The 2,273-nt window shown below is 35.9% G+C and carries 2 protein-coding genes; one reads left to right on the top strand and one right to left on the bottom strand.

Going from position 1 to position 2,273, the window contains the following annotated elements:
• A partial coding sequence (locus A1D16_RS16480; protein ID WP_366206942.1) for a DUF6596 domain-containing protein occupies positions 1-655 on the bottom strand: 655 nt, incomplete at its 3' end.
• 234 nt (positions 656-889) lie between these two features.
• Here A1D16_RS16480 and A1D16_RS16485 point away from each other — a divergent pair.
• Positions 890-1,321: a hypothetical protein gene (locus A1D16_RS16485; RefSeq protein WP_290711498.1), complete on the top strand. Its 432-nt coding sequence runs from the start codon at positions 890-892 to the stop codon at positions 1,319-1,321.
• Positions 1,322-2,273 lie beyond the last annotated feature (952 nt).

A 2,273-nucleotide genomic window follows, 5' to 3' on the forward strand; every position in this document is an offset into this window, starting at 1 on the left:
AAATTGCTTTACCAGGGTCTGTAATTGCATACAAATACCCCAATAATTTTTGATAATAACTATTTCCTGTCAATTTTACCTTTTTTGCTTCTAAAATTGCTTTATCTCGACCATATACTTTGGCAAAAGCAAATATTCTATTTAACGCTGTTATAGGCGAATACTCAAGGGTAACAAGTCGATTATAAAGTTGCAATATATGTTCCCATTTGTTTTGGTCTGTGTGTGTGGTGTGCCAATAAGCGATACCTGCTTCTAAATGATATTTTGACACTTCGTTTCCTTTACAAGCGTTTACCAGATAGTAATTTCCCTTTTCGATCAGCGATTTATCCCACAAATTTTTATCTTGCTCTTCAAACAATACAGCTTCACCTCTTTCATCTATCCTTGCTTCTAACCGTGAACTTTGGAAACAAATTAAAGCAAGTAATGCATTTGTTTGGGGTGTATTTGTTTGTTCATTTTCTATTAATACCAACGTTAACCTTGCAGCTTCCGAACAAAAATCTTTCCTAATTTGCTGACTATATGTACTAGAAAAATAACCTTCGTTAAATAGCAAATACAATATCTTCAAAACGGTATCCACCCTATTCCTTATTTCTTTTTCAGTTAATGGTTTGATTTTAAAATTATCATTACAGACTGTCAAAGTAGTGTTTTCTGGATTAGGTAGATAAAATCATGCCTATAAAACCTATACTTTTCTCCCAATTAGCATTCATCTTATTGTGCATTATGCATACCTCTAGGAAGGTTAATGCTCAATTGTTAACAATTACTAGGCCTCATTATCATATTGATATTATAGCTACTTTATCACCTCACCGAACTCCCTTCTGGCTATATACTAACACTTCGGGGGTACTCTCCACTAATGCACCTAATGCCTTGGCTGGAGTATCACTATCATCAACTTCCAGCGACTCACTCTCCCCAAAACTGGCAAAAAGTGCGAATAGAATATGGAATCGAATCTTACCTAAGCTCTTCGTCTTCCAGTCCACTTTTAATCGAAGGGTATGGTTCAATTAACTATGGTGTCTTTAGCATAATAGCGGGAAAAAATCGTGAAACAATTGGTCTTATAGGAGATACATTACTTACTTCAGGCTCCATTTCTATGTCTGGAAATACCCAGCCCATTCCTCAGGTAAAAATTACCAGTGATTTTAGTGTTCCCTTTACTAATGAGTTTATTTCTGTCAAAACCTGCTTCTCATATGGCTGGCTTGGCCCCAGAGCGATTGGATATGGAGGACAAGGTGTGACGTCTGTCAATGTTTTTTTTCATCAAAAAACATGTATATTACCATAGGCTCTTCTCGCTCTCAATTTCAAGGTATAGCGGGATTTAATCATCAAGTACAATGGGGAGGAGAAAATCAAATCTGGCCCAATGGACTCAATCCAAATGCCGCTTGTGGGGGGCCGTTTTTGGGAAATCTTGGATGGGTAGCCGAGTAGGAAATCATTTAGGCACCATAGATTTTGGCTTTAGGTGGAAGCTCCATGAGGAGAATTATTTTTTTACCGCCAGAATATATACGAAGATCGGCTCTCTTTATTCATTCTTAAACATTGGCGATGGTCTAAATGGGGTAGTGTATCGTCATATTCAAAAATCAGAAAGATTATTTTCACTCACAAGCTTACTTTTTGAGTTTTAAATACCACTAGTCAAGGAGGAGACATTTTTAATTTAAGTACGGGGGTTTTTGGCAAAGACAATTATTTTAATCATTATATTTATACAGAGGGGTGGTCATATAAAGGTCAGACAATAGGAACGCCATTCATTACTCCCCAAGAAAACTTAGACAGTAGATGGCCACTAGTAAAGAATTCATTCTCTAACAATAATCGCGTCAAATTACTCCATTTAGGAGCTAGGGGCCACTATTTAGACTGGTATTGGCTCCTAAAAACATCATTCAGTATCAATTATGGACTTTATGATTATCCATTAATAGGTAACCCTAAACAATTTTCGAGTATTTTACAAGTTCAAAAATGTACTTTCATGGCTCGGGGGTATTGAATGGCGCACTACCCTAGGTGTAGATACTGGTAGGCTCTACAAATCTTCATTAGCGATACAGCTAGGTCTTCGGAAACGAGGATTTTTTTAATATTTTTGTTTTTTCTAATACATATCCAATCCTTTAATTGAATCATCAAATTATTTAAGTGCACTACTCTATATCGAAAAATCATTCAAGGTTTGGCTATTATTGTGTTATCATATTTTTAGGCTTAAAAATAGTTCA

The organism is Flavihumibacter sp. CACIAM 22H1, assembly GCF_001601815.1.
GTDB lineage: Bacteria > Bacteroidota > Bacteroidia > Chitinophagales > Chitinophagaceae > Flavihumibacter.

Coding starts and splice junctions, on each gene's coding strand:
- A1D16_RS16485 (WP_290711498.1), top strand. CDS start 890: ATGCCTTGGCTGGAGTATCACTATCATCAACTTCCAGCGACTCACTCT.